The 26,438-nt window shown below is 45.5% G+C and carries 27 protein-coding genes; 7 read left to right on the forward strand and 20 right to left on the reverse strand.

Going from position 1 to position 26,438, the window contains the following annotated elements; translation table 11 throughout:
• Nucleotides 1–2: 2 nt before the first annotated feature.
• Genes ASC49_RS18055 through traL form a run of 3 tightly spaced genes read right to left on the reverse strand, consistent with a single transcriptional unit; the run spans nt 3 to nt 1,787 of the window.
• Entirely contained in the window at nt 3–902 is a 900-nt protein-coding gene (locus tag ASC49_RS18055; RefSeq protein WP_342667550.1) for a TraK domain-containing protein, read from the reverse strand.
• Nucleotides 883–1,509 (reverse strand): TraE/TraK family type IV conjugative transfer system protein, encoded by a 627-nt coding sequence (locus tag ASC49_RS18060; protein ID WP_000667167.1) that lies wholly within the window; start codon nt 1,507–1,509, stop codon nt 883–885. Before ASC49_RS18060 ends, ASC49_RS18055 begins: the two co-directional genes overlap by 20 nt.
• Nucleotides 1,506–1,787, reverse strand: coding sequence for a type IV conjugative transfer system protein TraL (gene traL, locus ASC49_RS18065; protein WP_000433891.1), 282 nt, complete (start codon nt 1,785–1,787; stop codon nt 1,506–1,508). The genes ASC49_RS18060 and traL overlap by 4 nt, the downstream gene beginning before the upstream one ends.
• 288 nt (nt 1,788–2,075) lie before the next feature.
• On the opposite strand from traL, the gene ASC49_RS18075 reads away from it, so the two are divergent.
• The gene (locus tag ASC49_RS18075; RefSeq protein ID WP_055464645.1) at nt 2,076–2,663 is read left to right on the forward strand and encodes a hypothetical protein; all 588 of its coding nucleotides are present in this window, start codon (nt 2,076–2,078) and stop codon (nt 2,661–2,663) included.
• A gap of 26 nt (nt 2,664–2,689) precedes the next feature.
• Here ASC49_RS18075 and ASC49_RS18080 read toward each other — a convergent pair whose 3' ends face one another.
• The 13 genes from ASC49_RS18080 to ASC49_RS18140 all read right to left on the reverse strand — a co-directional run bounded on the left by ASC49_RS18080 (nt 2,690) and on the right by ASC49_RS18140 (nt 19,285).
• Nucleotides 2,690–3,325, reverse strand: a complete 636-nt coding sequence (locus ASC49_RS18080; RefSeq protein ID WP_055464646.1) for a DUF4400 domain-containing protein — start codon at nt 3,323–3,325, stop codon at nt 2,690–2,692.
• The gene (locus tag ASC49_RS18085) at nt 3,312–3,872 is read right to left on the reverse strand and encodes a hypothetical protein (protein WP_055464647.1); all 561 of its coding nucleotides are present in this window, start codon (nt 3,870–3,872) and stop codon (nt 3,312–3,314) included. Before ASC49_RS18085 ends, ASC49_RS18080 begins: the two co-directional genes overlap by 14 nt.
• A gap of 9 nt (nt 3,873–3,881) precedes the next feature.
• The gene (gene traD / locus ASC49_RS18090; protein ID WP_055464648.1) at nt 3,882–5,702 is read right to left on the reverse strand and encodes a conjugative transfer system coupling protein TraD; all 1,821 of its coding nucleotides are present in this window, start codon (nt 5,700–5,702) and stop codon (nt 3,882–3,884) included.
• A gap of 48 nt (nt 5,703–5,750) precedes the next feature.
• Nucleotides 5,751–7,901, reverse strand: coding sequence for a MobH family relaxase (gene mobH / locus ASC49_RS18095; protein WP_055464649.1), 2,151 nt, complete (start codon nt 7,899–7,901; stop codon nt 5,751–5,753).
• Nucleotides 7,902–8,022: 121 nt separating this feature from the next.
• On the reverse strand, nt 8,023–8,934 hold the full coding sequence (locus tag ASC49_RS18100; protein WP_055464650.1) for a Kiwa anti-phage protein KwaB-like domain-containing protein: 912 nt from the start codon (nt 8,932–8,934) through the stop codon (nt 8,023–8,025).
• Complete coding sequence (locus ASC49_RS18105) at nt 8,934–9,497, reverse strand: hypothetical protein (protein ID WP_055464651.1); 564 nt, start codon at nt 9,495–9,497, stop codon at nt 8,934–8,936. The genes ASC49_RS18100 and ASC49_RS18105 overlap by 1 nt, the downstream gene beginning before the upstream one ends.
• Before the next feature lie 104 nt (nt 9,498–9,601).
• On the reverse strand, nt 9,602–12,718 hold the full coding sequence (locus ASC49_RS18110; protein WP_055464652.1) for an HsdR family type I site-specific deoxyribonuclease: 3,117 nt from the start codon (nt 12,716–12,718) through the stop codon (nt 9,602–9,604).
• Nucleotides 12,711–13,886, reverse strand: a complete 1,176-nt coding sequence (locus ASC49_RS18115) for an ATP-binding protein (protein WP_055464653.1) — start codon at nt 13,884–13,886, stop codon at nt 12,711–12,713. The genes ASC49_RS18110 and ASC49_RS18115 overlap by 8 nt, the downstream gene beginning before the upstream one ends.
• A gap of 1 nt (nt 13,887) precedes the next feature.
• Complete coding sequence (locus ASC49_RS18120) at nt 13,888–15,132, reverse strand: restriction endonuclease subunit S (protein ID WP_055464654.1); 1,245 nt, start codon at nt 15,130–15,132, stop codon at nt 13,888–13,890.
• On the reverse strand, nt 15,129–16,688 hold the full coding sequence (locus tag ASC49_RS18125) for a type I restriction-modification system subunit M (RefSeq protein ID WP_055464655.1): 1,560 nt from the start codon (nt 16,686–16,688) through the stop codon (nt 15,129–15,131). Before ASC49_RS18125 ends, ASC49_RS18120 begins: the two co-directional genes overlap by 4 nt.
• Nucleotides 16,689–16,747: 59 nt before the next feature.
• On the reverse strand, nt 16,748–17,686 hold the full coding sequence (locus tag ASC49_RS18130; protein ID WP_055464656.1) for a WYL domain-containing protein: 939 nt from the start codon (nt 17,684–17,686) through the stop codon (nt 16,748–16,750).
• A gap of 317 nt (nt 17,687–18,003) precedes the next feature.
• Nucleotides 18,004–18,303: a hypothetical protein gene (locus ASC49_RS18135; protein ID WP_055464657.1), complete on the reverse strand. Its 300-nt coding sequence runs from the start codon at nt 18,301–18,303 to the stop codon at nt 18,004–18,006.
• A gap of 73 nt (nt 18,304–18,376) precedes the next feature.
• Complete coding sequence (locus ASC49_RS18140; RefSeq protein ID WP_055464658.1) at nt 18,377–19,285, reverse strand: 3'-5' exonuclease; 909 nt, start codon at nt 19,283–19,285, stop codon at nt 18,377–18,379.
• A 623-nt stretch (nt 19,286–19,908) separates the two neighbouring features.
• Between ASC49_RS18140 and umuD the strand changes: the two genes are divergently transcribed.
• A complete protein-coding gene (gene umuD, locus ASC49_RS18145; protein WP_055464659.1) occupies nt 19,909–20,358 on the forward strand; it encodes a translesion error-prone DNA polymerase V autoproteolytic subunit in 450 nt (149 codons plus the stop codon).
• The gene (gene umuC / locus ASC49_RS18150; RefSeq protein ID WP_428838690.1) at nt 20,327–21,634 is read left to right on the forward strand and encodes a translesion error-prone DNA polymerase V subunit UmuC; all 1,308 of its coding nucleotides are present in this window, start codon (nt 20,327–20,329) and stop codon (nt 21,632–21,634) included. Before umuD ends, umuC begins: the two co-directional genes overlap by 32 nt.
• A 10-nt stretch (nt 21,635–21,644) precedes the next feature.
• On the opposite strand, the gene mobI is transcribed toward umuC, so the two are convergent.
• Entirely contained in the window at nt 21,645–22,088 is a 444-nt protein-coding gene (gene mobI / locus ASC49_RS18155) for a conjugative transfer protein MobI(A/C) (RefSeq protein ID WP_029627953.1), read from the reverse strand.
• A 464-nt stretch (nt 22,089–22,552) separates the two neighbouring features.
• Here mobI and ASC49_RS18160 point away from each other — a divergent pair, with 464 nt between their 5' ends.
• Genes ASC49_RS18160 through ASC49_RS20380 form a run of 4 tightly spaced genes read left to right on the forward strand, consistent with a single transcriptional unit; the run spans nt 22,553 to nt 25,051 of the window.
• A complete protein-coding gene (locus ASC49_RS18160) occupies nt 22,553–23,527 on the forward strand; it encodes a ParM/StbA family protein (protein WP_055464661.1) in 975 nt (324 codons plus the stop codon).
• Nucleotides 23,528–23,529: 2 nt separating this feature from the next.
• Nucleotides 23,530–23,799, forward strand: a complete 270-nt coding sequence (locus ASC49_RS18165; protein WP_055464662.1) for a hypothetical protein — start codon at nt 23,530–23,532, stop codon at nt 23,797–23,799.
• 1 nt (nt 23,800) lies between these two features.
• A complete protein-coding gene (locus ASC49_RS20375; RefSeq protein WP_428838691.1) occupies nt 23,801–24,250 on the forward strand; it encodes a DUF4102 domain-containing protein in 450 nt (149 codons plus the stop codon).
• 57 nt (nt 24,251–24,307) lie between these two features.
• Nucleotides 24,308–25,051 (forward strand): tyrosine-type recombinase/integrase, encoded by a 744-nt coding sequence (locus ASC49_RS20380; RefSeq protein ID WP_428838692.1) that lies wholly within the window; start codon nt 24,308–24,310, stop codon nt 25,049–25,051.
• 2 nt (nt 25,052–25,053) lie between these two features.
• Here the strand turns inward: ASC49_RS20380 and ASC49_RS18175 are convergent, their stop codons facing one another.
• The 3 genes from ASC49_RS18175 to ASC49_RS18185 all read right to left on the reverse strand — a co-directional run.
• On the reverse strand, nt 25,054–25,248 hold the full coding sequence (locus tag ASC49_RS18175; protein ID WP_055464663.1) for a hypothetical protein: 195 nt from the start codon (nt 25,246–25,248) through the stop codon (nt 25,054–25,056).
• A gap of 217 nt (nt 25,249–25,465) precedes the next feature.
• The gene (locus tag ASC49_RS18180) at nt 25,466–25,900 is read right to left on the reverse strand and encodes a type II toxin-antitoxin system HipA family toxin (RefSeq protein ID WP_428838693.1); all 435 of its coding nucleotides are present in this window, start codon (nt 25,898–25,900) and stop codon (nt 25,466–25,468) included.
• A gap of 177 nt (nt 25,901–26,077) precedes the next feature.
• Nucleotides 26,078–26,438, reverse strand: a 361-nt coding sequence (locus tag ASC49_RS18185; RefSeq protein ID WP_141656878.1) for a transposase, incomplete at its 5' end; no start/stop codon positions are given.

Raw genomic sequence — 26,438 nt, forward strand, 5'->3', positions numbered from 1 at the left:
ATTTACTCACCTCCCACCAAAAGCGAAGGTCGCTTACTTTCGACAGCCTCTTCACGGTGATTACGAACAACCACATACAACTCAGTCTTATCACCCGGTAACAAGATGTTTCGAGGCCAGTAGGCGCTTGCCACGATATCTGATGCATTACAGGCTATTTCACTGGCTTCTATCGGCTCATCAGCAAAGCTTTCAACCAATCCCACAAAGACGGTGAAATAATGCCCTGTTACAATTTGCCCCTGCTTAAAATCAAATTTTAAGCCAGGTTGAAAACAGTTCGGACTTGTGTCTGTTTGGCTAAATAAACGGATGTCATAGCCTTTTGGTAATTCATTTAATGCAAGGCGTCTGAGTAAATCACGTAAGCTATCGACGTATGGTTGAGCAGTTTCCCAAGTGGCAGCTTTTCGATTCACGACGCCCTTAATAGGCAATTGCTGACCATCAATAGCTAAAGTGATTTCACGCGGTGGAATACGACGAGGTACTAAGGTGACAGATAACGCAGGCGCTTCCAGACCAGGCGGAGTGATGTAAAGTGAAACCGGTGATTCTTTGTCCGTGGCCACATATACAACATTCCCCTTGATTTGCGTCTGAGCATCACTGGTTGTTCTCACCTGAGGCGATTCAAACGGCGTCACAATCCGATTCAGATGGCCAAGTGCTACAGGGATCAGTTCATTAACCCCCGGTGTCATCATTAGCGTTGTTGGCACATCCGTTGAAGCCGTATTGGTTTGAGTCGGTGGATTTGCAGTAGCAGACTGCTTCATCACACTGGCTGGCACAATCGGCAATTCCACGTCTGCATACGACGCTTGAGATAACAGGACGCAACTCAAGCTCATTGCGATTAAGCTTGGTGTCATCCATCGACTAATTTTGGTTCGCATCATTCACCCTCCGGTTTTGCTCTTGGGTCAACTTTTCACGAACGCGCTTCGTTCTAGCTTGCCCCTCATACGTATCCATCCAGCTAAGTTTTGGACGGTATTGCTCAATATCGATGTCAAACTCATAGGTGCGAGTTTGGCGCTGCTCATCTCCAGATGGCCCAGAAACCAAGGAATAACCGGTCACAAAGACATGGCCGGTTTCATACTCATATTCCACTTGTCTGGGTTGGAATTTGAGCGTGACCCGGTCTTCGCGGATTTGTCTTGCCTGAATCTCCAGTGCATCGACCACTTGCTGGTACACCGCTGGAGAAAGTAGCGGCTCAATGGCAACCCGGATGAAAGACACATTACCTGGCGTCACGTTACCCATAAGCTCAGCCAGGTAGAGTCCCCAGGATTCAAGGTAAGGTTGAGTAGCTTGGTTTCGTGACACTTCAGCCGGTTCAGACAAAGTTGGTGGTTGAATGGCTACCACGGTATTGCGAGAAAATGCCGCTACCGCAAGCAGCAAATTAGATAGCACCAGCACCGCAATCAGGAACCGTTGCCATCGGTTCTCTAATTGCGTGCCTTGCCATGATTTTAAAAATACGTCGAACTTCACGGCAGATAGCTCCTGATAAATGGGTTAGGGATCGTCTTGGCTTTGGTTGGCAACAGTCCAGCCCAGTAGATGGCGTGAAGAATAAAACCATCTGGACGACCATCACGAAAACGCCGATAGAGCTTGGTTGTCACCAACCCCAACAGGCATAAAACCAAGGCATTACCGGTAAAAATGCCGATCACTAGCCCCAACAGAATGGGAGCCATCTCATCGGCACTCCAAAGCAGGAAGTGCGGCGGGTCATCGATATAGGATGGAATACTCACAGGTTCCATAGTCACTCCTCGTTGTTTGAATTGAGAAGTGAAGAATGCCTTGGGATTGGCAGCTTCAGTGGTCAGCTAGATGCCGAATTCTTGAAGGTTTTGAGGGTTCTACTCAGACAATACTAACAATTGATCTTTTTGATGCGGTTGATATGATGAGGATATTGGTCGTGTCGAGACCAGCTGCCCACTTTAGCAAACCCGGATGGGACGACATGCATATCAAATTTATTTTTTGCTTAGGTTTTTTCTGCGACCTCGGCAGTGGGCACCGTATTCGCTAATAGGAGAAACTCAATGCAAATTACTAAAATCATTTCCTCTGACACGGTTGAACGTTTAAAGCAAAAAGCACGAAAGCTTAAACGTGAAAAATCCATTACACACACTCAAGCACTCGATGAAATTGCAAACTCTGTTGGCTTTAATCATTGGCATCAGGTTGTACAAGCCAATGACATACTGAAACCATCAGAAGTGGCATTATCTTCTGGATGTGTCATGGCTTTTGATGTCAAAGATGGTATGGATGTCGATACCAGTGATGGGATCTTAATTGAAGACCATTTCTTGGAGATGCTCACTGAAAAGCAGCTATTTGAAATTTATGCCAATTCCCCTGATGAGGACGACGAACAAAACAGACCGCTAAAAGAAACGCTATCGGATTCAGAGCTTCAGGAGTACTTTCGAGATGATTGCTCATTCATGTACTTCCGCCTAGCCGAGCCTCATGCAAACAAACCGCTAAAAGAAGTATTGGCTCTTATACGACAGTACTCGTTTTGGATGCCGCAATATATTTGGCTTCAAGGTCACCTTATTGATACTTATCATTTGCCAGCGGAAGACGAGAATGGCAATACAGTAGGCGTAAGGTTTTAGCTCTACAAGATGAGGCCTAACTGGCCTCATATCTTCTTCTGCAAGTGACTTAACGCCAACCCCGCCATCAATGCCAAACCGATGATCAGCGACGGTAACACCACCGGTGGAATAGCCAGCGGGGCGAACAATCCCATAAACAGCAAAATGACACCTGAGCCCAGGATAACCATGCTGTAGCGGTGAATGATTGGGCTCGAAAAATCAAAGGTTGTCTTCTTAATCTTCCAGGTCATCAAGCCGTCCCACAGCGCCGGTAACATGAGAATAAGCGCAAAGGGCAACCAGACCATCAGCAAAGCAAATCGAGTGAACACTTGGTACAACACATCAAAAAATGCCTGAATACGGTCTTCCACCCAAACAAACCAAAAGCCACCCATGTTCTCCATCCCTTTAGAGCGCACTCGCTGCTCTTCAGTGGGGATTAGAAAATCACGCACAGATTGCTCCATCCGCGTATCCACAATCCATGACTGATACCAGCGATGGCTAGTTTGACCAATCCAATAGCTTGTTTGTGCGCCCAATTGGTTTTGAATCATCAGCTTCTCTTTACTAATAACCCGGCCAGTCCAATCACCGGGCACTAACACGCCAATAGCAATAATCTCCAGCATCAGTGCCAGACACAGTAGCCAAACCGACTTATGCTTGCTCATGCCAAACATCCTCTTCAACTCGCGCCAGCATGGCTGCAACGGTTGGCGTCATAATCCGGGCTTTAATCACTTGTTGAAGCCGCTTTGTCGTCGTATGACCACTGACATAACGCACATCGATGCGTCCTTCAGCCAAATACCCCATCCGATTTGGACGATTACGAATCCAGGAGTAGAAATACACACCATCCACGGCAGCCCACTCGAAATGGTCAGGATCACGCAGGCGAATCCCCGTTAAAGCACTGGCGGCAGTCCAGGTCAGTGCCTCAATGAAATGCCAAAGGCGTACACTGTCATCATCACAACTGACTTCTTCATAACTACCCAAGCCATTACACAGACACAAATCAAAGATGGAATGGCCATCTAACGTGAACGCATCCGTTAAATAGTCCGCCAAACAATACACAGAAGCCAAAGCATGAGGCCAGTCGGTTTCAAGCAGTCTTAAGGTTTCCTTGAACTGGGGGTTATGTTGCTGCCACTGAGCGAGCATTTCTTGACTGGTAAGTGTTGTCATTTTCAGACAGACAGAATGATGCATACAGACTCCTTATGCTGCCTGTGTAGAGCTGGTTAAAATAGGAATACGACCTTTAATCACACGGCCACCTGAAAGCTTGGCGATGTACTCAAGGTTCGGGAGCTGGCCCAATAACTGCGGTGGAAACATATCGCCTTCTTCCTCCATCAAGCGTTCGCCATGATTGCCGGTAAACAACGCGGGGCTGTCCGAGTTGGACGACATACCTTGAGTTTGCATGATGTACTGCAACCGAGTCTTAGGCAGATTATCAGTAATGTACTGCTGCGTTTCGGCATCCATCACCCGAAGGGCTATCAAGTTGTTGATGTTACCTAACACCTGACGAGCCTTAGCCTCACTGCCTGTACGAGCGGCAAAGTCAGCAAAGGTCTGAGTAGCAATTACACAACGCATTTTTGCGCCACGACCTTTGTTGAGCAGTTGAATGAAAGGATCGTTGACGACTTCAGCCGCCTCATCGATGAAGATATTTACGGGACGATTTTCAACACCATAGTTATAGCGGTCACCGGCCACGGCGGTGAGATCGGATAAAAGCAACGAACCAATGGCGCTGCCAACCATGGCGTCGGTCAATGAATCCAACCCGATATAGGCCACTTGGGCATTGTTGATAATACGGCCAGAATCCGTAATTAACCGGCTGTCATCCACATCGTTTGCAATCGGTGATAGCAATGGACCTAGTTCACTTGAAGTGAGCATATTGAGCACCGGCATCAATGAGGCCACCATCTTAGAATAGTGGGTTCTGTCATGCTCAAACATGCTCAAAAGGCCTTCCAAATCAGTATTGGCGGCAACGGGCTGAATGCGTTCGTAGTAGAAAAGCAGCATCGCCATGGCCTGTTTAGCCAAGGTGTTGGCCTTTTCGGTAAAGCGCTTGATCTCCACACTAAAGTTCGGATACACCTGCTCCCCCCAGGCCGTGACGGCTTTTACTACCAAGCCTTCTGGGCCACCTTCCAAGAATCGTCTCAGTGTTTTCAGATCAGGACGCTGTGACGTAAGCAACAGACCTTGCACTATGTTATTCAGTGCCATTTGGCCAAAGGCTTTAAATGGATCAGCACCGGTTTCGGATGGGATTAAGGCCGCAATTCGGCTAGCAATTTCAGTACCCCGGTTAAAGTTCCTCAGGGGATTAAGTCGTACTGAATGCTCTGGAAAACCCGGATGAAAATACACAAAGCGCTCAGGACTACCGGCGGCAATACAGGCTCGCTGTGCATTATCCTTAAGTTCTTTGTCTCCCTTGGGGTCAATAATAATCACGGCTTCATTGCGCAAAATGGCCTGGGTTATCATCGCATCAAAGCATCGGGTTTTTCCCGCACCGGTCGTGCCGACAATTAAGGTATGCCCCTCAGTGTGACCAACTGGCTGGTACACATCTTCTTCTTTGGGCTCAACACCATGAATCCAGGTCGAACCCATTTGTTGGCCGTGACCTTGGTTAAGCAAGGTTTGCTTATCCCTTTTTAGAATTTCATAAGCGCGTTGGGCATGACGTTGATCCCACTCAAAGCCATACCCTAACCACAATTCATCAGGATGTTTTGCCATCACCTTTTGCAAATGCGACAGCGCCATAAATGCCAATGGTTTGCCTTTTAGCCCCTTCTGCAACTTATAAAGACGGTAAGCCTCAGGCAGGCGATACAACGCCATGCCCGAGGAAATCCCTGTCATCCACCAAAATGGCTCAGGTGGTAGCTCAGTCAGCATTTCTGCGGCAATTGCCCCAGTTGCACCAACCAGCCAACCTGCTGCTGCCATGGCTTCATAGTTCGTGCGCCAGGGCATCTCATATGCGTTTTCTTTCATTCATGCTCCGCAAAATAACCGTTTGCAATCCGCTCAACTTAAAATGGATTAACGTTCAGCGTGAGCGGTAAACAGAACCGTTTCCCCCTCATCAAACTGGCATTGGTCACTGGCCGAGATCCCCCGAAGCAATTGCCCGGCTGGAATGCCATGCTCATTGGCGACTTGGCGTAAGGTTTGAATAGTGACGCGAATACCATCCGCACTATGATCCACGTCTGGGTAATCGCCATCGGTCAGTAAGATGGGCAAATCTTTCACAAAATTAACCATCTGTTGCCGCTGCGCGTGTTTGGGGTCTGTACTTGAGTTCGCATTGGGCTCAATCGGCTTTTGATTACGCTCCGCTCTTGTGGCGGGCTCTTTTGCTTGGGCATTGGTTATCTTAGTTCGACTCGGACGCTGTGAAGCCTCTTCGTTCTGAATTGCTGCCGCTGATTCTGCGTCTTGATTGGAAAGGTCTATCAGTACAGTAAGCCCTTTAGAAATCGATAGTTTCAGCAGTAACCCTTGCTCCTGAACTCCATCATTTGTAGTCACAGTTCTGGCTTTACGCGTCGGGTTTGCCGGATCTAGTTCAAGCCAATCTAATCGACTGAGTTCAGCAAGCAGTTTTCGGGGAGCACACCAATGTCTTACGGCATCGGGATAGCGGATCAGTATCTGTTCATCAACCATAACCAACGCACTACTGGCCTCTGGGAGCCATGCCAAAGATTCAGGCAGATTCAATGCTTCTACATCGTGCTGGTTTACGTTATTTGAGATAGCGCCATCATATGAGTTGTTAGGCTTTTCACATCCATAACCTGGAGCATTTTCATTTGCCTGGGGGTTATTAACATCACTAGCAAGACGAAGTTCATCATCTTGTTCGGACGATTTTGACGATGGCGACTCAGACGAATTGCCGTGTTCGATTGATGATGACGCGTCAGGCAAGCCTGGCTGCTCACTGGAGCGACTCTGTGGCTCGGCTTGTGTTTGCTGTGTTGCTTCCCACTCAGATTTGCTAAACAGTGTCACACCACTTGGTACATTCGAGCTGAACAATAAATCGGCCTCAGATATATGCAGCATGGGTAGCCAGATTAGCTTGCCGTCTTTGAGCAGCACTTCAGGGGCAAGGCTTTCGTATCGCTCATTTGAGGCGGATTTAATGGCCAATCCTCGCTCAATGAGGATGTCCGCAAGGGTATCGGGATCTCTTGGGATGCCAGGTATCTTGTCTTTGGCCAACAGCTCAATGATGTCCTTAGCCGCGCTTTTCCAGACCAGGTAAAGATTGGTTGATTGATTCGATTTTCGTAACCAGACTCTGGCGTCTCGCTGATTGACCAGCCACTGGGAACTGGCAAGTAATCGCCTCATGGCATCAAGTAGATAGCGTTCGACTGGGACACCAAGGGCATTGTCGTCAACGGAAATTCGTTGAGCTTTCAGGTCTCTCTGGACACTGGTTTGGTCAGCTTCAATGACCAATTTAGATAGGGCATGCTCGGGATCGGTATTGCCAATTGCTTCCAGCATGGCTTGCAAAATCTCTGAGCCCGGCTGGGTTAACCAGGCGAGCAACTCAGGTGTCATCACCCGGTTCAACACCAGAATTGAAAATTGCTCGTGCCGCTTGCACCGTCCGTCGCGCCAGCGAATGAAATAGCGTTCAATGCTATTATTAGTGGTCCACTGAGATAAGGTTTCTAAAAAAGGGTTCCACTGATAGCGTCCATCTTCGTCTGTAATGGACAAGTCTGAAACTGGCTTACCAATATCATGGAACAAACCGCCAAGAGCCGCCGCAACACGCCACCTTGGTTCCAGCTCTTTTTTCTCAACCGGTGTGCCACTGGCAACAAAGATGATCCCTTCAGCTGCTTGTGCCGCCCAGAAAGCAACTTCCAACGAATGACGAAATAAACCACCAGCGCCACTGTGATGATGATGCTCAGAAGCTGGCAACAAATGAACATAAGCAGCCAGATGATCAATGCAGGGCTGAATTAGCCTTTGAAAATCACGCAGGTTAAAGCCAAGTACCTGGCGCAGTTTGGCAATTAGCTCGTCTTGTGTGGACTGCAAATCCTCGGGTGACGCAGCTGGCAACCCCTTCAGGAATGGCGGGTAGCGCGGAATTTCTGTATCCAGTTGCGATGAAAGCTCTGGTAGTGCTTTGATTTGAAAAAATAGGTTTTTGAACATAGTGAACCTCCGACACGATAGTGTGAAGGTTCATAAAATCACCGGCGGTGAATTAGATAAAAGAAATCCAGATCTATTGACACACAGATATTTTGGTTAACAATGCCGCTGACTTTGTAAACTAACTAGTTACTCGGCTTCTGCTCGGCGCTCTATAAACTTCCGACTCTCCATCGTCTTTTAGATCTATTTCGTATCGACGCCTGTCTAGGACTTCCAAAAATCCCATAATCTGCGAGCTGTCTAAGTTAATCTTCCCATCAACTATATTTGTGACAACATTGGTTTTTTCGCAGTAACGTTCTAGTTTATCTTGACTGATGTTTATTGCTTCTGATTGGGATTTAATGGAAGCAATATATCTTGCAGCTCTCGGGTGGTTTTGCGCATACTGAGATATACTATCAAAGTTAACGAAATCAATTTCACTCGCAATACTCGCAATGTTGGCTGGAACTGCATCCATAATTGCCTTCTGAAGTTGAGCTGTAAACTCTAGGCCACTAGGGCGGAGAATGTGTATTAAATCATTCTGAATAATAAAATCGAAGTCATTATCCAATTTAAAAACAGTTTCCTCTAACGACTTTAAAGTATTATCAACATACTGAACCAGCCTATGCCTTTTCTTTATTAAAGTTTTAAACTGAGTTGAACGACGTACAGCTGTTATTCTCTGTTGGTTGTTATCAGTGAGCTTTACAAAGTACGCGAAACATTGATTGATATTGTCAAAAGCACTGCAATCTTCTGGTACATTTTCGGACTCATGAAGATTTTTAAGCTCTTGTACCAATGGGTCATTGATTGAAAAGGTAAGATATTCAATAGACGCATATTTTTCTGATGGCTGATACGTAGCCATACTGCTCGCCTTATCCTGCATCAGTGTCTTTGTAAAACTAACCATTTCAACTAATGACTTCTGTACGACTTCATCAACAGGAACAAACACAAAACCTCGATTGGGACTATCCAGACCAAGACCAAACTCAGTTATATTTACATTTTCAAAATCAAAGTTAATAGGCATTATTCATCCTCTAAAAATACCGTTTGGCTAAGCCTGTAAGCTGAAATTTTCTCTCCTTTGACAATATGAGAGCGCTTTGTGATTAATACGACAGGAATTCTGCCACTAATAGAGTTATTTTCTGCATCAGGTTTCAACGTATATACCCTGAACCCCTTCATGGCCCAAAAAATGTTCATATAATGCATATTCAGATGCCAAAACAGAAATACAATGAACGTTATTGCCGCCACATGACCCGCTAAGTCTCTAATACTATCGATATTGACACTATAGAAAGGAAGTAACATAGCAAAAAGGTAAACAAGTAGATGATCTCTGTGATCCTCACAATCGCCAGCGGTCAATTCTCGCCGATCTTTTCTTTTTTTTACTAATCTTACGCGGAACCACAAGAATAAATTTGGCACCGTAATAAAAAAAAGGCAGAAAGAAAGAAAATATACTTCCGAAATACCTTTTATTCCCCACCCCTTAATTGCCCAAAGAATGAATAGTGGGGACATACTGCTCAAGACCATTAGTAGCCTAGCTAGCGACAAACCTTCATTATTTCCTGTCATAAAACCACCCTTAAACCTAAATGAATGCTACTCACCAAAAGAATAGATTCTGTAAAATCTATATCATCGAGCAAGCGAGCGGCACTTAAATAGATCGTCATTTTTTATATCTGCCCACCCACACCTTTGAATTTTTCAACAAAAGCGGCAATTTTCTGAAAAACCGTTTGCTTCTGGGTTCGGTACTGTGGGTTCAATGGGCTAAGTTTGGGCAGCGCCTCATTAAGTGCAGTGCCATTTTCAGAGGCGTACTCACGTTTGAGTGATGACGCAATATAGCGTTTGGCAGCATCGATATTGAGCTTTTCAGAGGCAATAATGGCATCGGCTTCGCGCTTCTGCTCCGCCTGGGCGAACTTGAAGAAGGCGTCGATAATGCTGGCTTTGTCATTGATCTCATCTAGGTTTGTCTGGTTAATAAAATCAACCACCAAGCTCTCTTTCGCTCTATTGCCAAGGCTACCACGGATCATACGACGAACTTCTTCAATCAAGCCTTCTTTGCTCTTGTTCTTCTTATTGTGATCAAAAATCAGTTCAAGAATGTAATCGAGGTTTATTTCTTGGGATTTAAGCAAATCAATTTCAAAGACCACATCGTCCCAGTCTACCGTTGACTTATCTTTGTCCTGCCCTTCTTTATCGCGTCGCAACCAGTCGCGGGTATCGTTGTAGGTAGAGCGATAATCTTGAATAGCACGCTCACTTGGCATATCGATGGTTTGCATTGCCTCGATGTCAGCGTCATCCAGATAGTACTTTGACTTGAACTCTTCAACAGCTTGTTCATCACTAGTATCTAGGCTTTGTAGTGCTTTTAATCCAGCAAACTCATCGTAGTTTTGTAAAATATTTTCTGCTTTTAGGTATTCACCAAACAGCTTGGCAAATTCTTTTTTATCTTGTTCTTTTTCAATATTTTCTGGGTTTGAAAAACGCTCTTGCAGCTCCTTTACGATATCAACAAAACCTCGACGCTCTTGGCCAGTAACAATATCGTTAAAGCCTTCCATGTATTCTTTGTAGCTCTTCTCCAACACCACGTTTTTGGTGTTTTTGTCACCAAACAAGGTGATGGCATCAATGGTTGCCTGTTCCAAGTCCCGAAAGGTAACAATATTGCCAAAGGTCTTCGTTGCATCATAAATGCGGTTAGTGCGAGAAAATGCCTGCATCAAGCCGTGATAGCGCAAATTCTTGTCAACAAACAAGGTATTGAGCGTAGGCGCATCAAAGCCCGTTAAAAACATACCGACCACTATGAGCAGATCTATTTCTTGATTCTTCACGCGCTGGGCAAGGTCACGGTAGTAGTTCTGAAAACCATTACTGTCCACGCCATAGTTAGATTTAAACATGGCGTTGTAATCGTTAATCGCGGCGCTCAAAAACTCTTTTGCGCTGCTGTTCATGGCACTGACTTCAAAACTCTCATCTAAAATATCACCAATGGCGTCCTGCTCTTCATTGGCAGCAAATGAGAAGATAGTCGCTATGCGCAGAGGCTTACTCGTGGGTCCATTTTCGGCCTCGGCCTGCAATGTTTTGAAGGTTTCATAGTACGCTTTCGCTGCATCAACACTACTTACCGCAAACATGGCGTTAAACCCTTTGGCACCAGAATAGGCTCGATGCGTTTTCTGGTTAAAATGGTTCAGAATATACTGCGAGATTTCACGAATGCGCATTGGATGTAAGAACGCTTTTTTGTTCTCCGCCGCACTGAGCTTCTTATCATCCTGCTCAGTCTCAATGCTCTTAAATTGAGGACGAACATCGTTATAGTCCACTTTGAACTTGAGTACTTTTTCATCACGAATGGCATCAGTGATCACATAAGTGTGCAACTGCTGGCCAAACACGCTGCCCGTGGTTTCAGCACCCAAGGCGTTTTCAGGGAAAATTGGCGTACCGGTAAAGCCAAACTGGTAGTACTTTTTGAATTTCTTCTTCAGGTTTTTCTGCGCTTCACCGAACTGGCTTCGATGACACTCATCAAAAATAAAGACAACCTGCTTGTTGTAGATAGCTAAATCGCTTTCACTTTTGATTAAGTTATTGAGCTTTTGGATTGTGGTGACGACAATCTTGTTATCGTCTTTATCCAGGTTACTCTTAAGCCCTGCGGTACTGTCTGAACCGTTCACACTATCAGGTGAGAAGCGCTGATACTCTTTCATCGTCTGATAGTCGAGGTCTTTTCTGTCCACCACAAAAAAGACTTTATCTATACAGTCTAAATCGGTGGCCAAACGTGCCGCTTTAAAGCTGGTGAGTGTTTTTCCTGAACCGGTAGTGTGCCAAATGTATCCACCGCTCTCGGTGTTGCTCCAGTTCTTAGCGTTAAACGCGCTCTTTATCTTCCATAAAATGCGCTCAGTAGCCGCAATTTGGTAAGGGCGCATCACGAGCAAGGTATTGCTTACGTCAAACACAGAGTAACGCAAGATCACTTCAAGCAGCGTCTCTTTCTGGAAAAAAGTGGCAGTAAAGTCTTTTAAATCCTTAATCAGCGTATTGTCTGACTTCGCCCAGTTCATCGTGAAGTCGAAGCTATTTTTGTCTCGCTTAGTGGTATTGGCAAAATAGCGCGTGTCGGTGCCATTAGAGATCACAAACAGCTGCAAGAACTTGTACAACGAGTTCTCTGCATTAAAGCTTTCTTTGCTGTAGCGATGTATTTGGTTAAACGCCTCACGGATTGCCACACCACGCTTTTTAAGTTCGATTTGCACCAAAGGCAAACCATTGACCAAAATCGTCACATCGTAACGGTTGGCATGGCTTCCCGTTTGCTCAAACTGCTTAATGACCTGCACTTTGTTGCGAGCAATGGTTTTCTTGTCGAACAGGTAGATATTTTCTATATGGCCATCATCAAAGACAAAATCGAAGATATAGTCACTGTGCACCTTGCGAGTTTTATCAAGAATATTATCGCTTGGGGTGTTTAAGTATTGCTCGCAAAAGCGAGCCCACTCGGCATCGGTAAACTCGACTTTATTAAGGGCTTGTAGCTGCTTGCGCACATTCGCCAGCATGGCATCGGGTGTGGTTAGCGCAGGTAAATACTCATAACCCTGATTTGCTAAGTCTTGGATCAGCTCACGCTCTAAATCACCTTCGCTCTGGTAGCCCTCAGCAATTTGGTCTTGGCGTGTGTATTTATCTAAAACAATGTAATTTTTAGACTCTGCGATGGGCTTGGTGTAATCAACCATTCTGTTCTTCCTGCTGCCAAAAGCCGTAATTGCTGACTAAGTGATTCAATAGAAAACCCACTGTTTTCTTTTCAGGGTCACTAGGTTCGGCGACGGCTTCATTCGATAATGTCGAATGACTAGTAAATTGAATAATGCGGTTTAAATACGCCTGCTTATCACCTGGCAAGAGTTCCGACCATTTGGGATAGCCCAAAAAGCTCGCCGTCTTTTCGTAGAGGTTGCGCAACAGCGTAAAATGGTACTTTTGCACGGTGTTTTCAGCGATGGCTTTTTCCAGAGTCTGCTTCAAATACAGGTGGTAAGAAAAGCTCTTATTGGAATCGCCGTGTTTATCTAACAGTGCAAAGGTGCCATCTTCAAACCGCTCCAACAGATAACAGGCTTTGCTGTTTAGCTCGTTGTAGAGCACGTTATAAAAAAGCGGACTATGGGTGGTGATAATGAACTTCAAATTAGACTTGCTAGACTTGATCAGCCCAGCCAAGTTTACGGCTAATTCGATCAGGTGATTTTCATCCAATGAACTCACCGGGTCATCAATAAACACATACTCCAGCTGTTCAAATTGCCGGGACTCACGATTCTCTGGTTCTGCAACGTTGAGGATGGTAATCACCTGATCCAACAGCGTGTAGAAAACACTCCAGATAAAGTTACTTTCTTCACCCTTGGATATTTTCAGAGGCTCTGTGCCTTTATCGTCACCTCGCTCCAGGGTAAAGGTGACTTCGGCATAGTCTTCACTGAAATGGGGGGTTAACTTGTCATTGGCGAAGTGTTGAAAGTACTTAACGATATTCGCATCTTGCCCAAGGTCTTTCAGCAAAGTGAGCAGCCAGTCGGTATAGGTATTCGGCTGAATTTTAAGCCTAGGGGCAGCATCCTCTTCTAAATCGTTATCCCAGTAAAAGAGATCTTCAGTGAAGGCGTTGTAATAGAGGATTTTCTCCCGTGGCGAAATAGTTTCTTCACCTTCGCCATTTCCTTTAGGTGCAACCAACTGTTTGAACTCACGAGACAAACGAGTTTTTCCTGTTCCGTTGAATGCATAAATCAGCTGTACTTTAGGCACCTGCGTGACGACTTCGACCTCGGTAGTCTTCTTATTTTTCACTGTTCTCGGCGCATTTAGTTGCTCCGCGATCTGTTTGAGTGTCTTGTTCATATCAGGCCGACACTTCTGCGTTCTGTTTAGGAAAGCTCAACAACAGGTCACGATAATACTCGTATTGCTTTTGGCGGAGTTCTATTTCGCGTGGGAGACCTTCCGAAAGCGATTTTGTGAGTTTGTCAAATTTATCTAAGATACTAACTATATGCTCCTGCTTTTGGAGTGGAAGAATTGGCACTTTAACTTCAAGAATCTGCCCCTTGCGTAAATTTGTTTGATCAACGCCATTATCATGTTTTAACAATTGCGGTGTTCTATCTAAATAATAGTGTAAAAATTTAGGCAAAATTTCAGACTTATCTTTAACGGTAATTCCACCTATACGCTGATTTAACGTGTACCTTTCGTCCTCATCTACAATAAATGTTTTTGAGAGAGCTTTACCATTGGGTAGATCACTCATTACTAGTAGAATATCGTCTTTAAAAAGAGGGCATATTTGACTATCTGAGTACTTAGCAACTAACCCATCTGTGGAGATAAATTTTGAATTTACAACAATAAACTTACCATCTTCTGATATATCTTTCTCATGCCCTTTTCCATTCGCAAAGTGCGCGACCTCCTCCAACGTCTTCCACTCAACTTCACCTTCTTCAAAACTCAACAACTGGTCTCGGTAGTAATTGTATTGTTTTTTCCGCATGTTAAGCTCGGCGGTCAGCTCGGCGGTCAGCTCGGCGGTCATGGCGGTAAATGCGTCCAGAACACGCACTATTTCAGCTTGTATTGCCAGCGATTTTTCTGGGTTATCTGGGCATGGGATAGGGATACTAAAGTCTTTGACCTTCGCATCAGAAATAGCTGGATATGCCGAACCACTCTGATTCTCTTCAAGGTACTTTTTAAAATCACTTGAGGAAATCAAATGCAAAATCCACTTAGGTAGAGTCACATCCCTTTTCACTCGCAATACACAATATCCTGTGCTCGCAACTGCTCCATCATATTCCTCATCAATTAAGCAATAGCGCATTTGTGTCGGACGAGTTGTTGCAAATAATACATCGTCTTTTTTTACAAGCTTTTGAGCGCGGCTGGGCGCATTGCTAGCTTTTACCTCAGTTGTTTCTATTATTTTTTTTGTATCAACGCTGACTGAAGTTAGATCAATATACTGATGGCTTTCAGAAGTTTCACGCCACTTTATATTCGTTGTTCGCTCAGTAACTTCGCTGATCGGAAACCAAACCACTTCAACACCATCGAGTAGTTTCTCTACATAGCTAAAATCGTTCATGCCTCAACCTCCTCACCGTCAATTTCCGCAACTATGGCATCAATATCACTGCGAAGTCGCTCTATTTTCGCAACGGTAATTTTAAGCTCAGCATTGAGCTTATTTATGTCTACTAACTCACGAGTATCTTCGGACTCTACATAACTGCTTACCGAAAGGTTGTAGCCATTGCCTGCTATGATTTCCAATTCAACCGATTTAGCAAAATGATCCACGTTCTCTTTGCTGGCAAACACTTTCATGATGTCTTCAATGTGCTGATCAGAAAGTACGTTGTTATTGGTTTCTTTTTTAAACAAACCGCTGGCATCAATAAACTGCGTGGTGGTGTCAGTTTTGTGCTTAGACAGCACTAAAATATTCACGGAAATGGTGGTACCAAAAAACAGGTTTGGAGCCAGTGAAATCACGGTTTCGACATAGTTGTTATCAACCAAGTACTGGCGAATTTTTTGCTCAGCACCACCACGGTAAAAAATACCAGGGAAGCAAACAATGGCTGCACGACCTTTGCTTGATAGGTAACTTAGCGCATGCAGCACAAAGGCAAAGTCCGCTTTTGATTTGGGCGCAAGTACGCCTGCGGGCGCAAAACGGTCATCGTTGATTAGGGTTGGGTCGTCGCTACCAATCCATTTCACTGAATAAGGCGGGTTAGAGACAATGGCATCAAACGGTTTGTCGTCCAAAAAGTGCGGTTCGGTTAAGGTATCACCCAACTGAATATTAAACTTGTCGTAGTTAATGTTGTGCAAAAACATATTCATACGCGCCAAGTTATAGGTGGTGTGATTAAGCTCTTGGCCAAAAAAACCATCCTCAATGATATGCGCATCAAAGTGCTTTTTAGCTTGTAACAGCAACGAGCCCGAACCCGCCGCAGGGTCATAGATTTTATTCACACTGGTTTGGCCGTGCATGGCCAGCTGCGCGATCAATTTTGAAACGTGCTGGGGGGTGAAAAATTCGCCACCGGATTTACCCGCATTGGCGGCATAGTTTGAAATCAGGAACTCGTAGGCATCACCAAATAAATCAATTTGGTTGTCTTCAAAATTACCGAAGGTTAAACCTGCCACGCCTTTTAACACGGCTGCCAGGCGTTTGTTTTTTGCCTCTACCGTATTACCCAGACGATTACTGGTGGTATCAAAATCCGCAAACAAGCCTTTGATGTCTTTTTCTGAATCATAGCCATTGGCTGAGTTTTCGATTGCAGCAAAAATTGCTGCCAAATCCGTATTTAAATTTTCGTTTTTGTGTGCATTAGCCGCTACATTGCTAAACAACTGGCTAGGGTAAAGAAAATAGCCTTTGGTTTTAATGGCATCTTCTTTAGCAAACTTGATGTTTTCATCATCGTCAGACATGGCAGCATAATTAACGCTCTCATCTCCGCCTGTGATGTAGTTGACAAAGTTTTCACTGATAAAACGGTAGAACAGCGTACCCAGTACATATTGTTTAAAATCCCAACCATCCACTGAGCCTCTTACATCGTTGGCAATCGCCCATATTTGGCGTTGGAGTTCGGCACGTTGTTGTAAACTTGTCATTTGTTAATTCCTGCTTTTAATTCGTTTATTGGTTACGCAATGTTCACTGTCGTCGAACATCATTCGTTAAACCCTGGAGCTAAATTCAAATTTCCGACCCCGTAGAGTGTCGGAGTATTCTTTAACCAAAGTTGGTATTCAGTGCCTTGAAGGCTGTGTGCTTTGGAACAATCCACATGCCATTGGCGAAGCAAATACCCAGCGGTTGCAGCCCTAATCTCAACCTTTAGAACGCCACCCGTCATACCATAGTCCAGCTCTATCGCTTCGCTGTGCTCAATACGTGGGTGTGGCACTAACTCTAGCTCTACAAAGCGATTCCATTGCCGGTCTTGGGATTCGAGCTCACTTTCTTTAACAATAGAGGGCGACAAAGTGGAATCTTCAAGCACAACCGCTGCTTTAATGCGGGTCAATACAAAGTCACGGAACTCATTATGCTTGCGGTCAAAACCACGAACATGCCAACGCAGGCCATTGTCCACCAGCGTATGCGGCACAATTTCACGCGTGGTTTCACCGCTCGATAACGATACATAGGTGATACGCAAGGCTTTGCCTTTGTGTATGGCCTCGGTGACTTTCGCCACTATCGATAAACTCGGCTTGTTGAGGTGATAAGGCGCTTCACAAGCAAGGGGTGGTTTTACCTTTCCAGTGAAGCCATCACCGTACCCTTGGCTAATCGTCGCCAGTGTTCTCACAACGTCATAGTCGAACAAGGGTTCAAAAGCTTCACCACGCTTATGCAACTTGAGCTTTTGGTCATACTCAATGTTGCCTGGTGCAAGCTCTCGGTACATTGTGAAGTCTTTCGTTGCTTGTGCAGCGGCAATGCTGAAGCGATCGACTAAATCTGCCCGTACCGCCTCTCCCTTAAACAATAAGGTGAAATCGATATGGGCAATGCGATCCCTAGTTGCTTGTGGCAACTGCTCTATCTGCGAAAGCCTATCTGACTTCGCCACTACCGTTTGTTTCAGACCATCATTTGTCATGCGTCTTGTTTATCCAAATCAACCAGTTTCTTAAAACTCTGTTTATAAAATACGGACCGACATCGCGTAATCACATTGAAAAGCGTCACTCAATGCTGCTCTTCATCCGCAATGACTAATCAATCTCTACCGGTTGAAGCTGGACAGATGGCCATAAAACACTGAATAGGCCTCAACCTAATTAATTTTATTAGGTATCATCCTATCACAAATTATTTTGTAGGGAAGACTAAGAGGCAACTTTTTGATCTTGATTGCAATTGCCGCTCAGTTATGGGCGTGAAGGCCTTGTTTCGTGTCATTGCTGATAGCCGCTATCAATGCGCTACCCGAGCCAGTGGCACCACGATGTTACTGCTTTGAGACTTCCCTTTTTCCGAGTCTGTGGACATCAGGGCTCGTTGCTCACTCTCCCGAATGCGCCTGGCAACTTCTGCCTGGGCTGGTAGCAATGGCAGCATCCCTTCAGCAATCGCGTCTGGTGCAGACTCTTGGCCACAGGACATCAAGTGCTTCCATGGATCTTTAAGAAAGCGCTCGAACGTGATGCCAAATTCAATGATGCGGGCAGAGACGAAGATTTCGCCCCAGTATTCAATGTAGGTGTCTTGGTACATGGAAAGATTCCTCTTGTTGGTTAAACCATGAGTTCACTTTCCATTTTCCAGAGATTTTCAAATATGCAAGGGGCTATGACAAAGCTTTAAATCGATTGCGGGCATCTTTGTAGTCATAGTGGGCATGTTCTGAGCCACGATGATACAAATCATCCAGGTAAATTTGTTCCTGCGGCAACTCGTCTTCGCTGATTTCGCGCCACCAATGTTTGTTAGCACCTTTAACACCGTCATGCCAGCGGTAACCGCGCTCTTTTAAATAGTCCTTTACGTCAAACGGCGCACCAAACGCACGAACTAACACTGTTCGCCTGCCTGCTTCAGACAACAAGTTTGCAACGGAGTCGGGCAACAAATGAAACAACCAGGCCATCGCCAAACAATCGGTTGCAGCTCGGTGTCCTTCATAAAACCAGCCTAAGCGAAGCAGCAGGTACTCAAGCTTTCGACTTTCAAAGCCCAGTGCTTTCCAATCTATGCCGCTAGCTGAACAGGCCCAAGATAGATGGCCTAATGCGGCAAACCGCTTTTCAAAGAAAGGACGATCAAACTGTGCATTGTGTGCAACCACCAGCGGATCATCGGATAACCAACTCGCTACCAGTGAATCATCAATGTGCTGGCCTTGCACCATCTTATCGGTGATGCCGGTTAACTCGGTAATCAGCTCGGGGATTGGCTTGCCGGGATCTTCATACAAGCTGATCACATCAACAATCGACACAATCCGCTGAGCCGAGGGGCTGTAAAGCACCTTAACCATACCAAGCTCAATAATGGACTCGTCATCGGCAGACAGTCCGGTTGTCTCTGTATCGAGCAGCACCATTGGCTGTTCGTCACCGACGATAGGAGAAAGTGCAAGTGGCCAGGACTGCGGCTCACGCGTTAAAGGAATGCGTTCCAGCAATCTAAAATCTTCTGGTCTTTCTGGGATATCCGCGAGGCGCTCTAGCGGAAATGGCGCAGGGGCTCTTGTCATTGATGGTTCCTCTTCACTTCTATTGTTCGCTTTAGGTGATTTCACTGTGCCACAGGTTGTACAAAATGCACCTTGGATACCTCAGCGTTTTTTTAATCTTTCTACTGGGTGAACCCATGTATGAAGGCTTTAGCTAAGCCTTTCAGAAAGCCTTAGTTAAACCGTTTAGGCAACCCTTCCCGATACCCTTTACGTAGTGCTTAGCCAACCCCTTTTCAAACGGTCGAAAAAGGCTTTAACTGAGCTCAACTGAGCATTTTAATGATGCTCCTGACTTCGCTTTAAGCCAGTAAATTCAATACGAAGCAGAATTTTACTAACTGTTTTTAAACCCTTTGCAAAGGGTTCACCAAGCGTTATCTGACGGTTACTTGACCCATGCGTTAACCAGTAGCAGTAACAGGATCAGAAACAAGAGCAGTAGGCAGAAGCAGTATTGTCCAAGCCTTGCAGGCTTTGACGGAAATGCATTTGTTACCTGCCTTTATTTTCTAAACACGACAAAGAAGCGGACGCCGCCCTACTCACACTTCACCTCTTTATCAACAATTTAACTTGTAGAAGTGACAATATTACCCAATACTGTTTAAATATACAGTATATGGATTTTTAACAGGTTTCTCATGAGTGTCTCAGTGATAAGTCGTAACCACGAAACTAACTTCATCAAAGCCAAGCGTTTTCGTATACCATTGTTTATGGAATGCGTTTCTGCTGGTTTTCCCTCTCCAGCGCAGAATTATATTGAGCAAACACTCGACCTCAACGAGCTGTGCATCAAGCGACCGGCTGCAACGTTCTTTGTTCGTGTTGAAGGCAATTCAATGATTGAAGCAGGGATTTACCCTGATGACATTCTCGTGGTTGATCGCTCTGTCCAAGCTAAACACGGTGACATTGTCATTGCTGGTATTCATGGAGAGTTCACTGTGAAGGAGCTTCAGCTAAGGCCGTGCGTCAAGTTGATCCCAAGAAATCAGGCATATCACCCCATCCGAATTCCTGAAGGGACCGAGTTAGAGCTCTTTGGTGTAGTCACTCATGTGGTGCGAAACATGCGCCGTAAGTCGTGACGATCCTATGCCTGTATTTGCCTTGGTGGACTGCAACAACTTTTACGCCAGTTGTGAGAAGCTATTTCGCCCTGATTTAAAAGATACGCCGGTTGTGGTGCTGTCCAACAACGACGGCTGCGTGGTAGCTCGCTCACGTGAAGCCAAGTCACTCGGCATTAAAATGGGCGTCCCCGTCTTTCAGATCAAAGCTGAAATGCAGCGTCATGGCATTTTAGCATTCTCATCCAACTACGCGCTGTATGCAGATTTAAGCAGTCGAGTGATGCGCACTTTGGAAGAGATGGCACCAAAAGTAGAGATTTACTCTATTGACGAAGCGTTTTTGGATTTAACCGGTATTCAATCTGTCCTATCCCTTGTCGAGTTCGGACAACAAGTGCGAGAGCGGATAGGTAACTGGATTGGGATCACCGTCTGTGTAGGCATTGCACCGACTAAAACACTCGCCAAACTGGCAAACCATGCCGCCAAAAAGTATCCAGCCACTCAGGGCGTTGTAGACCTGACCAATCCAGATCGGCAACGTCGATTGCTCGCATTAGTTCCGGCTGATGATGTTTGGGGCGTTGGTAGACGGCTTTCTAAGCGATTAAATGCTCTGGGTATCACCACAGCCTTAGACCTAGCCAACGCCTCTCCTAGAGCCATCAGAGACCAGTTTTCAGTAGTTTTAGAGAGAACCGTCAGAGAGCTCAATGGTGAGTCGTGCATTGAACTTGAAGAGATCCCGCCAACTAAGAAACAAATCGTCTGTAGCCGTTCATTTGGAGTAAAAGTGACGCACTTTGAATTGTTACGTGAAGCCATATGCGAATACGCAACCCGCGCCACTGAGAAGCTTCGCAAAGAACAGCAGCAAGCCAAAGTGATGACCGTGTTCATACGAAGCAGCCCCTTTAAGGACAACGAGCCGCAGTACAGCAATTCCGCATCGGGCGAGTTGTTGATCCCCAGTTGCGATACGCGTGATTTTATCGAGCTGGCCAATCACTTACTCAAGCGAATTTGGAAGGATGGTTTTCGTTATGCCAAAGCGGGCGTCATGCTGTCTGACTTTTACGATCCCGGCATGTTTCAACCAGGTCTATTCGATGACGTATCGACCCGCTCCAATAGTCAACAGTTAATGTCTGTATTGGACACCATTAATCAAAGCGGTGCCGGAAAGGTTTTCTTTGCTGGACAAGGTACGAAGAAAGATTGGTCGATGAAGCGAGAGCATTTGTCTCCCGCCTACACAACACGCTGGGACCAGTTACCACGAGTAAAGTAGACCCTGTGATTCAATAGGCATTCACTCTGCGACGTAGCATGTTGAGCTTATCAACCTGGCGTCGAACATCACTGAAGAATTCTTCTTTCTCCATGGCCAGCGCTAACTCCCATTCTTTGGCTAGACCTTGGCAGTCCAAAAATGAGTATCTCAGCTTCGTCTTTGAAATACGCAGTCCCTTGCTAAAGACCACGCGCTTGCCTCGTTGACCGTGAAAGCTGTTGATGTACCACTCTATGCCAAAGCCATACTTAAAGTCTCTGATACGGACACCAAGCAGCCCCCAATCTTTAAAGGGCGCATTCTCACGAACCTTGTAATGGGTAACCCAAAAGTCATCAACTTCAGCTCGTGCCAGTGCTTTTAGCCTGTCTGTTTCTTGCTGAAGTAAATCTGATACCTCTGCTTTCCATTGTTCATTGACGATTTCTACCAAACCAATTTCCCCATCCAATTAACCCCAAAAGCCAAAACCACTATCCGTTTGGCTTTTGGATCGAAACGCCAAACGTAAAACTGCCGTAACAATCACTGTTTGGCGTCTCGATATAAATCAACTCGCGCAATCCCATACCTGACAAGGGATACAGGCCGATTTCACTGAAAAACGCCTAAAAAGACGTATCGCCATGAAAATACAAACCGTTTGGCAAGTTCAAGCCAGAATGCAAACGACGTTTGGCGTCTCGATTTTTTTGACTAGGTCATCCGCCGCCAAACAGAGCCTATTCTCATACTTTTGCGAAAATGCAATAGGCAGATAGATGAAAGGATTTGTCACCTTTCTGCCCACCGCCAGTACACCGAATCCTGATAATGACATTTGAGTGAACCGCCAGAGCACTTGGACATTCCCAAGCGTGATTAGCGCGGTTGATTGAAAACCGTTAGAGCACTTTGAGTGCACAGGAGATAAGTATGTTTGTACTAGGCGTAGATATCGGTTACTCAAACCTGAAGCTGGCATCTGGCCAATCAGGCAGTGAACCGAAAACCATTATTCTGCCTGCGGGTGCCGGTCCTGCGGAACGTATGCCTGAGCGTATAGGTGGAGGCGATGATGAAACTTGTTTGTATGTATCTGTCGATAATGAGCGTTGGGCCGCTGGTGTGCCTGCTGGACGCCTTCAAGGCTGGGAACGAGAACTTCATCCGGAATATCCCACCACAAAAACCTATAAGGCGCTTTTTCATGCCGCCTTGTTAATGACTGAAACTGAGTCCATCGATTTGCTTGTCACTGGATTACCGGTTTCCCAGTTTCATGAACCACAACGTAGATCTGACCTTGTGAAGCGTCTAAAAGGTGTCCATCAAGTGACACCTAAGCGCAGTATCACCGTTCATGACGTCAAAGTACTACCGCAGCCTGCCGGTGCCTATATGGATATGGTTCAAGCAGGTGGTGATCTGGGCTTGATTGAAGAAGGTCGCGTCGTGGTCATAGACCCTGGCTTCTTTTCTGTTGATTGGGTTGCCCTTGAGGCTGGAGAAATTCGCTACAGCTCATCAGGAACCAGTCTTCAGGCAATGTCCGTGCTACTGGAAACCATTGATAAGCTGATTTCGGAAGATCATGGTGCCAAAGTCGGAATGGATCGACTTGAAAAAGCAATGAGAACCGGCGACTTGCAGGTCCTGCTATTTGGTGAAAAAGTCGATATTTCACCTTATCTGAATGCAGCCATAAAAAGGGTAGCGCCTGTTGCACTTACAGCCATGCGCCAATCCATGCGTGACGAGAGCATCAATGCGGACTTAGTATTGATCGCCGGAGGTGGGGCCTTGGCTTATAAGGAAGCGGCCAAGGAGATTTTTTCACGAAGCAAGATCATCGTGCCAGAACAATCTATTTTGGCGAACGTCCGAGGCTTCTGGTTTTATGGGTCATGATTATGAGAGTTGTCGTCAACATTCCACCAGGGAGCCACCCTGAACTGCTCAAAGAATTGGAAAAGACGCCACCACGGGAACGGGCTGAGCGTCTGCGGATGCTGGCCACCTTTGGGTTAATTCAAATGAGCCAACCCAATCTATCCACTACATCTACACCGGTGGATGGCCATGCACCAGAAGTTGAAAATACTTCTGTGAGTACAGCGCTAGAACCCAAAGCAGAATCACGTAAACAATCATTAAAATCAAAACTAGAGCTGGGCTTATAACATGGCGTTATCAGTTAGCTGGCTCGATGTCAGGTTAAATAAAGAAGCAAAAGAAACCATAGTAAAAGCCGACCGAGATGGGCTAAGTGCTCGGGTATCGCCCAAGGGCAAAATTGTTTTTCAGTTTCGTTATAAGTTTGATGGCAAGCAACAGCGGGTAGACATAGGTACTTACCCACTTATGAAGCTTGCTGAAGCTAGGAATGAGCTGGATAGGTTAAGGGCGGTACTTGATCAGGGCAGAAACCCCAAGCTCTACCTACAGCAGGAACGGGCCAAGTATTCTGCCAATCAAAGCTTCGAATCGATTTTTCGAGACTGGATAGACTCTGCCGGTAAGAAAGGGCTAAAGGAGAAAACGCAGCACTACCAAAAACGCAGCAGTGAAATATATTTGCTGCCCCGACTTGGCAAGTACCCATTAACTGACATCAATGAATTGTCCTTGTGAAACTGTCTTCGTGAGGTTTCGGAGTCGTCCCCTTCAAACACAGAACGTCTGGTGTCTGTGCTGTACAAGTTTTATGACTGGCTGATTGATGAACAAATTTTGGAAATTAACGCTGCCGCTGGGATCACAGCAAAAAAGGTTGGCGGTAAAAAAGGAAAACGAACTCGGGTGCTAAATGACAACGAGATCAGGATACTTTGGCGCTATTTGCACGAGTCAAAAATCACTGAGAAGAATCGCATCTACATAAAACTGCTTCTGCTATTGGGCGGTCGCAAGGGCGAACTCATTCAAGCTGAAAAGCATCACTTTGACTTGCAATCTGCAATGTGGATAGTGCCCATAGAGATCCGCAAACAAGGTGAGAAAATTGGAGCGCCAATCATGCGGCCATTGATTAGGCCTACTATTGAGCTGATTGAACTGGCGATGCAGATGAGTAAATCAACTTACTTGTTTCCCGCGAACGGACAAGAAGAACTTGCCACAAATGGCTTTGATACCACTATTCCTAACAATGTGAAAATCTGGGCTCGAAGGTCGCTTGGTATTGAGATGGAGCACTGGTCTATGCATGATCTTCGCAGAACGATGCGAACGCGAATGTCAGCCATCACGACGCAAGAAGTTGCCGAGTTGATGATTGGCCACAGCAAAAAAGGGTTGGATGCTATCTATAACCAATATCAGTACCTGGATGAAATGCGTCATGCTTACGACGTTTGGTATCAACAGCTAGAGCCCATCATCGAGCCGACAGGCTTTCCATTCAACTGGCGTTTCGGGCAACAAAAGAAATAGGCTCAATCCTCTTTCTTCTCATACTTCTCCAAGTCTTCAATGTGCCACAGCTTGTTTCGTGTATTTCGGTTGATACGAGGTTGCAGCAAGCTGCCATCTTTTATTCTTCGCCAGAGCGTCGTATAGCTAATGTGGGAACGAGCCATCACTTCGTAAGATGTTAGAAAAGGGGTTACCTGGTGCGCCACTGCTGTCATCTGCATTCTCCTGAAAATCAATGTAAAGCTATCATCGCCTGATTCATCACTTTTTGATGGTCAGAAAGATGCATGATTTTTTTCAGAAGATCAGCCTTATCAAGACATCGGTATCATTGTACGGTTTACCAAATTTCCAGTTTACGGCGCAAAGCGCCGTAAAATCGCGTAAAGTTAAACCATCTTTATCGATATGTACGCTTTAGCTACTAGTAATTCAACGTAGCGGTATGCTTCGTAAGTGCGTTTCGATGGCTTCAATCACTGACTTTGTAAGGGGTAAATGCGCTTTTTCTTTCGCCCATACCTCATGGAAGCCTGCTACAGTTTGCTTTGCAGTATCTAACACCAATTTTTCTGGCAACATGGCTTTAGCCGCTAAGTGTGATAGCTCATCCAGCGTGAAATCGCTGAATCTCTTGCTACGGCTCACCTTCAGCGATGCACTATCATCGGGGATATAAGGAATGGTTGAAACAAAGTCATAAGCAGGCGCAATCGATGCGGTGCGCTTATCTTTGTAGATCACAGACCAATTCTTCAAATGCATATCCGCATTGCCAATTAGGGTATTGAACACCAGTCGGCGAGTAAATTCAGCAATGTCTTCGTCTTGCCCTTCAATACCGATAACCTGAGCAATATTTCGCATACTGACTTAAGGAACATGCGATTAAGTCAGCTAATTAGCACGAAATCACTACTAACTTGATTTGCTCTTTAATTTACTCAAAATCTTAGTTTTTAGCGCGTCTTGTACCCTAGTTGGAGGCTTTAAAGCTCCAACTACCGTCATCAAGACGGATTAACCCTTTGCAGACCTGATCATCTAATCTACTCGTAGCAAATTTCCCAGTGCAAACAACACCGCGAGCTTATTATCATTTTTGGATAACCCTTTATAGACCGCTTTACGGAAGCCAAACTGGCACTTCAATATGCGAAATGGGTGCTCGACTTTTGCTCTGATACTCGCTTTTATGTACTTAGTATTGATGGGGGTTTTATTAATACGGGGATGCTTCTTCCATTCCCTAACCTTGCTTGGCATCTCCGCAATCAACCAGTCCAATTTCTTATCTTTGGTTTCCTCACGTTTTTCTACGCCACGATAGCCTGAGTCAGCAGAGACAAACGTCTCATCGCCATGCATGAGTTCAGTGATTTGGTTTAGATCATGCTCATTGGCA

The organism is Marinomonas fungiae (assembly GCF_001418205.1).
Lineage (GTDB): Bacteria > Pseudomonadota > Gammaproteobacteria > Pseudomonadales > Marinomonadaceae > Marinomonas > Marinomonas fungiae.